Genomic DNA, 5,780 nt, shown 5'->3' with positions numbered 1-5,780 from the left:
GCTGAAAACGGGCAAGCCGCTTTTATCCAAACGCCCCGCTCTATTACCCCGGCGCAATCCGTGCTATCGTATCGCCATCCATCATCGCCGAACGGGCAGCCGGCCGCTGCCTGTTTCATGACCTTTAAAGGACACGCCATGCACACCCTGCCCCTGCAGCCGCCGCGTTTTGCCGGTTTGCCCGCTACTTTTTACTCAAGTGTCTCGCCCGAGCCGCTGAATGCACCGCATTGGGTAGCCGTCAATACCGGTTTATTAGCCGAATTTGCCCTGCCTGACGCGCATTTTCAAGATAATGCAGACAATCTGGCCTGCCTGTCGGGCAGCGCGGCGCATTACGACCCGCAGCCGCTGGCAACGGTGTACAGCGGCCATCAGTTCGGCGTTTATGTGCCGCGCTTGGGTGACGGGCGCGCGCTGCTGCTGGGCGATATGGCCGACCGGCACGGGCAGCTTTGGGAAGTGCAGCTCAAAGGCGCCGGCAAAACGCCGTATTCGCGCTTTGCCGACGGCCGCGCGGTGCTGCGCTCGAGCATACGCGAATATCTGTGCAGCGAGGCGATGCACGGGCTGGGCATTCCCACCACGCGCGCGCTGACGCTTGCGGGCAGCGCGGACAAGGTGTACCGCGAAGAAGTGGAAACCGCAGCGGTTGTTACCCGGCTGGCGCCGAGCTTTATCCGCTTCGGCCATTTTGAATATCTGTTTTACAAAGGCCGCAGCGATGAGCTGAAACAGCTGGCGGATTTCGTAATCCGGCATCATTATCCCGAATGCGCCGCCGCCGGGCAGCCCTATCTGGCGCTGCTGACGCAAATCGCCGCCCGCACCGCCGATACCGTCGCCGCCTGGCAGAGCGTGGGCTTCTGCCACGGGGTGCTGAACACCGACAATATGTCGGTGTTGGGTCTGACTTTGGACTACGGCCCTTTCGGCTTCTTAGATGCCTACGACCGCCGCCATGTCTGCAACCATTCCGACCGCGAAGGCCGCTACGCCTACCAAGCGCAGCCCTATATCGCCCATTGGAATCTGGCGGCTTTGGCGCAGTGTTTTGAAGACTTGGTATCCGAGGAAGATTTAAACCGCTTTGCCGACAGCTTCCCCGAGGTTTTTCAGACGGCCTATCTGCACAAAATGCGCCAGAAATTGGGCCTGCAAACCGAAGCGGCCGAAGATGCGGAGCTGGTGGCCGACCTGTTTGCCGCCCTACAGGGGCAAAACGTGGATTTCACGCAATTTTTCCGCCGATTAAGCCAAGTGTCCAATGCCCACGACGACCCGATGCCGTCTGAATTATCCGCATTGTTCGCCCAAGGCAGCCCGCAGCCCTTTAGCCTCTGGCTCGGCCGCTACCGCCGCCGCCTGCGTATGGAAAACAGCGATGCCGCCGAACGCGCCCGCCGCATGAACCGCATCAACCCGATGTATGTGTTACGCAACCACCTGGCCGAACAAGCCATCGCGCTGGCCAAAACGGGCGACTTCCGCGAAATCGAACGCCTGCGCCGCTGCCTGGCCGACCCGTATCAGGAGCGTGCGGAATTCGCCGATTTTGCCGAACCCGCTCCGGAATGGGCAGCCGGTATCTGCATCAGTTGTTCAAGCTGATATCGTTTCGTACTAACGAACGGCCATAAAAAAGCCGTCTGAAAATACCGACAATTTGTCCGCATTTTCAGACGGCTTTTTGATGCCGCAGCAGGCTTAAGGATTCATAATCCGTGCCACCAGCGCTTTTTCCTTGCCCGCCATATTCGGGATTTTCACCTGAATGCCGTTGCCCGGGGCGACATCCACCGCTTCGCCTTTGCGGGTCATCTGCGCCAGCTTCACGGTTTCGTTGCCGCTCGGGTGGATGATTTCCAAGGTATCGCCCACGGCAAAGCGGTTTTTCACTTCCACGGTTGCCCAGCCCTCGGCATCGATTTCCAGCACATGGCCGACATATTGGCTTTGTTTGGCAAGCGAATGGCCGCTGAGGTAGTTTTGATAATCCTGCGTTTGGTGGCGCTCCAGAAAGCCGCTGGTATAGCCGCGGTTGGCCAGGCCTTCCAACTCGGCGAGCAGGCTGTAATCAAACGGGCGGCCGGCCACGGCGTCGTCAATCGCTTTGCGGTAAGACTGGGCGACGCGGGCAACGTAATACAGCGATTTGGTGCGGCCTTCGACTTTGAGGCTGTCCACGCCGATTTCGGCCAGCTTGTGCACCACTTCGATGCCGCGCAGGTCTTTGGAGTTCATGATATAAGTGCCGTGTTCGTCTTCCATAATCGGCATCATCTCGCCCGGGCGGTTGCTCTCTTCAATCAGGAAGACTTTGTTGGCGGCGGGGTGGCGCTGCTGGCCGTTGATGCCTTCAAAATTCTGATTGGCCTCTTCCTGAGCTTTTTCAAAGTTGAAACCTTGCAGCAGCTTGGCATCGCCCATATCGTCGGTTTCCGCATCGTGCACTTTGTAATCCCAGCGGCAGGAGTTGGTGCACGTGCCCTGGTTCGGGTCGCGGTGGTTGAAGTAGCCGGAGAGCAGGCAGCGGCCGGAATAGGCGATGCACAATGCGCCGTGGATAAACACTTCCAATTCGATATCCGGGCATTCCTGGCGGATTTCGGCGATTTCTTCCATGCTCAATTCGCGCGACAGGATAATGCGCTCCACGCCGATTTTTTCCCAGAATTTCACGCCCCAATAGTTGGTGGTATTGGCCTGCACGGAAAGGTGAATCGGCATATCCGGCCATTTTTCACGCACGGTCATAATCAGGCCGGGGTCGGCCATAATCAGCGCGTCGGGCTTCATGGCAATCAGCGGCTCCATGTCGGCCACAAAGGTTTTGAGCTTGGAATTGTGCGGCAGGGTGTTAACGGTCAGGAAGAATTTTTTATTGCGCTCGTGCGCTTCCTTGATGCCCTGCGCCAGCACGTCGAGCTTGGCAAATTCATTGTTGCGGGCGCGTAGGGAATAGCGCGGGCTGCCGGCATAAACGGCATCGGCGCCGAAGTCGTAGGCGGCGCGCATACGCTCGAGGCCGCCGGCGGGAAGTAAGAGTTCGGGTGCTTTCATCGGATATTTTCTTGACGGGTTTCGATAGCGGACGCGGCAAAGCGCAGGCTGCTGCCTGTCCGGGATTTTCAGACGGCCTGAATGTAATGCCGTCTGAAAACGAAGTTTCTGCGTAGCTAAAACGGAGTTCCTGCGTAGCTAAAACGGCGTTTTTGCGTAGCTAAAACGGCGTTTTGTGCAACCAAAAAACGGAGTTTTTGTATTGATCAATCAAGAAAAGCGTTTTTGCAGCCTTGAAACAAATTAATGATGCAAAACCGCTTTTCGGTGCGGCGGAATTATCCGCTTTTTCAAACCCGGGGTCAATTTCCGCCCCGCGCCGCCGCCGCTGCTTTGCCGACTTTACGCGCTTCTTCGGCGGGCAGGCGGTTAATTTTTACACTTTCTTAAAGAAAACAGGTTCAAACGGCGGTTTTTATTGTAAAATATACGGTTTGATTTTGACGCAAACGCAGCAGACTGCGTTTTTGGCTTTGCACAGAGTGGCTTATGGATTTTCGTTTCGACATCATTTATGAATACCGCTGGATGTTTTTATACGGCGCACTGACAACGCTGGGGCTGACCTTCGTCGCCACGCTCGGCGGTACGGTATTGGGCCTGTTCGGCGCGCTTGCCCGCCTGTTGCGCTTTGAAAAAGGCAGCCTGCCGGTACGCGCGGTGGTTTGGGTATTGCGTAACCTGTCGCTGATGTACGTCACCCTGTTCCGCGGTACGCCGCTGTTTGTGCAGATTATCATCTGGTATTTCGTATGGTTTACCGCGCTGGTGAACCCTGCCGACGGCCTGATTGTCAGCGGCGAAGCAGCCGTCAACCTGCGCCGCGACTACGGTGCGCTGATTGCGGGCGTATTGGCGCTGACCGTCAACGCCGGCGCCTACATCACCGAGATTTTCCGCGCGGGTATTCAATCCATCGACCGCGGCCAAATCGAAGCTGCCCGCTCGCTCGGCCTCACCTATCCTCAGGCCATGCGCTATGTGATTCTGCCGCAGGCGCTGCGCCGTATGCTGCCGCCGCTGGCTAACGAATTCATCACCCTGCTGAAAGACAGCTCGCTGCTTTCGACCATCGCCGTAGCCGAGCTGCTGTATGTGCAGAAAACCATTTCCGGCCGCTACTCAGTATATGAAGAACCGCTCTACACCATCGCGTTAATCTACCTGCTGATGACCACCCTTCTGGGCTGGATGTTCTCCCGCATGGAAAAACGCTACAACCCCGCGCAGCGCTGATGCGCCCCGTAAAGCCGTCTGAAAACAGACGGCTTTATGCCATACAGAATATCGTTGACAATTTTGACAATTTTGATACATTGTCGCTTTATATCCCTTCTGCCGCCAAAGCGGCGCAGCTTCCCTTAACCCACCGTTTTCTAAGGATAATCCAAGATGTTCTCCAAAAGCGTTACCATTGAAAAATACGATCCCGAATTGGCCGCGGCCATGGCTGCCGAAGTCAAACGCCAGCAAGACCATGTCGAGCTGATTGCCTCTGAAAACTACGTCAGCTGCGCCGTCATGGAAGCCCAAGGCTCGCAACTGACCAATAAATACGCCGAAGGCTACCCCGCCAAACGCTACTACGGCGGCTGCGAACACGTCGATGTAGCCGAGCAGCTGGCCATCGACCGCGTGAAACAGCTCTTCGGCGCGGAATACGCCAACGTGCAGCCCCACTCCGGCTCGCAGGCCAACCAAGCCGTGTACGCATCCGTATTGAAACCGGGCGACACCATTCTGGGTATGAGCCTGGCGCACGGCGGCCACCTGACCCACGGCGCTTCCGTCAACATCTCCGGCAAACTCTACAACGCCGTGACCTACGGTTTGGACGAAAACGAAGTATTGGATTACGCCGAAGTCGAGCGCTTGGCGTTGGAACACAAACCGAAAATGATTGTTGCCGGCGCATCTGCCTACGCTCTGGAAATCGACTGGGCGAAATTCCGCGAAATCGCCGATAAAGTGGGCGCATACCTGTTTGTCGATATGGCGCACTATGCCGGCCTGATTGCCGGCGGCGAATACCCCAACCCCGTGCCTTTCGCCGACTTCGTAACCACCACCACCCACAAAACCCTGCGCGGCCCGCGCGGCGGCGTGATTTTGTGCCGCGACACCACCCACGAAAAAGCCCTGAATTCGGCCATCTTCCCGAGCCTGCAAGGCGGCCCGCTGATGCACGTCATCGCCGCCAAAGCCGTTGCCTTCAAAGAAGCCCTGCAGCCCGAATTCAAAGCATACGCCAAACAGGTGAAAATCAATGCCGCCGCCATGGCCGAAGAGCTGGTCAAACGCGGCCTGCGCATCGTATCCGGCCGCACCGAAAGCCACGTTTTCCTGGTTGACCTGCAACCGATGAAAATCACCGGCAAAGCCGCCGAAGCCGCTTTGGGCAACGCACACATCACCGTGAACAAAAACGCCATTCCGAACGACCCGGAAAAACCGTTCGTGACCTCCGGCATCCGCATCGGCGCCGCCGCCATGACCACCCGCGGCTTTAACGAAGCCGATGCCCGCGCCTTGGCCAATCTGGTTGCCGACGTATTGGAAGCACCGGAAGACGAAGCCGTATTGGCACGCGTGCGCGAGCAGGTCACTGCTTTGTGTGAAAAAAATCCGGTTTACGGCGCGTAAATAATTCCGCCGCAAAATGCCAAAGCCGTCTGTTTTCAGACGGCTTTTTTCATCCGGTATCAGCGGCGGACTTG

At 57.2% G+C, this 5,780-nt stretch carries 5 protein-coding genes; 4 read left to right on the top strand and 1 reads right to left on the bottom strand.

Annotated features, from left to right (window positions below; translation table 11 throughout):
- Positions 1-138: 138 nt before the first annotated feature.
- Entirely contained in the window at positions 139-1,611 is a 1,473-nt protein-coding gene (locus tag BDE01S_RS07705; protein WP_066079714.1) for a protein adenylyltransferase SelO, read from the top strand.
- A 96-nt stretch (positions 1,612-1,707) separates the two neighbouring features.
- On the opposite strand, the gene trhP is transcribed toward BDE01S_RS07705, so the two are convergent.
- Positions 1,708-3,063: a prephenate-dependent tRNA uridine(34) hydroxylase TrhP gene (gene trhP / locus BDE01S_RS07700; RefSeq protein WP_066079711.1), complete on the bottom strand. Its 1,356-nt coding sequence runs from the start codon at positions 3,061-3,063 to the stop codon at positions 1,708-1,710.
- 233 nt (positions 3,064-3,296) lie between these two features.
- Between trhP and BDE01S_RS11325 the strand changes: the two genes are divergently transcribed.
- From BDE01S_RS11325 to glyA, 3 genes are all read left to right on the top strand, one after another.
- The gene (locus tag BDE01S_RS11325; RefSeq protein WP_147283887.1) at positions 3,297-3,581 is read left to right on the top strand and encodes a hypothetical protein; all 285 of its coding nucleotides are present in this window, start codon (positions 3,297-3,299) and stop codon (positions 3,579-3,581) included.
- Entirely contained in the window at positions 3,553-4,299 is a 747-nt protein-coding gene (locus tag BDE01S_RS07695) for an amino acid ABC transporter permease (protein WP_066079706.1), read from the top strand. Before BDE01S_RS11325 ends, BDE01S_RS07695 begins: the two co-directional genes overlap by 29 nt.
- Positions 4,300-4,455: 156 nt before the next feature.
- On the top strand, positions 4,456-5,706 hold the full coding sequence (glyA, locus tag BDE01S_RS07690) for a serine hydroxymethyltransferase (protein WP_066079705.1): 1,251 nt from the start codon (positions 4,456-4,458) through the stop codon (positions 5,704-5,706).
- Positions 5,707-5,780: the final 74 nt, after the last annotated feature.

Origin of the sequence: Bergeriella denitrificans NBRC 102155, from assembly GCF_001592185.1 — a bacterium.
Lineage (GTDB): Bacteria > Pseudomonadota > Gammaproteobacteria > Burkholderiales > Neisseriaceae > Neisseria > Neisseria denitrificans.
The sequence above is the reverse complement of the archived record's forward strand: the minus strand, read 5'-3'. Positions and strand labels throughout refer to the sequence as shown.

Excerpts from the sequence above, each read along its gene's own strand:
- glyA (WP_066079705.1), top strand. The coding sequence starts at position 4,456 with ATGTTCTCCAAAAGCGTTACCATTGAAAAATACGATCCCGAATTGGCC.
- BDE01S_RS07705 (WP_066079714.1), top strand. The coding sequence starts at position 139 with ATGCACACCCTGCCCCTGCAGCCGCCGCGTTTTGCCGGTTTGCCCGCT.
- BDE01S_RS07695 (WP_066079706.1), top strand. The coding sequence starts at position 3,553 with ATGGATTTTCGTTTCGACATCATTTATGAATACCGCTGGATGTTTTTA.
- trhP (WP_066079711.1), bottom strand. The coding sequence starts at position 3,063 with ATGAAAGCACCCGAACTCTTACTTCCCGCCGGCGGCCTCGAGCGTATG.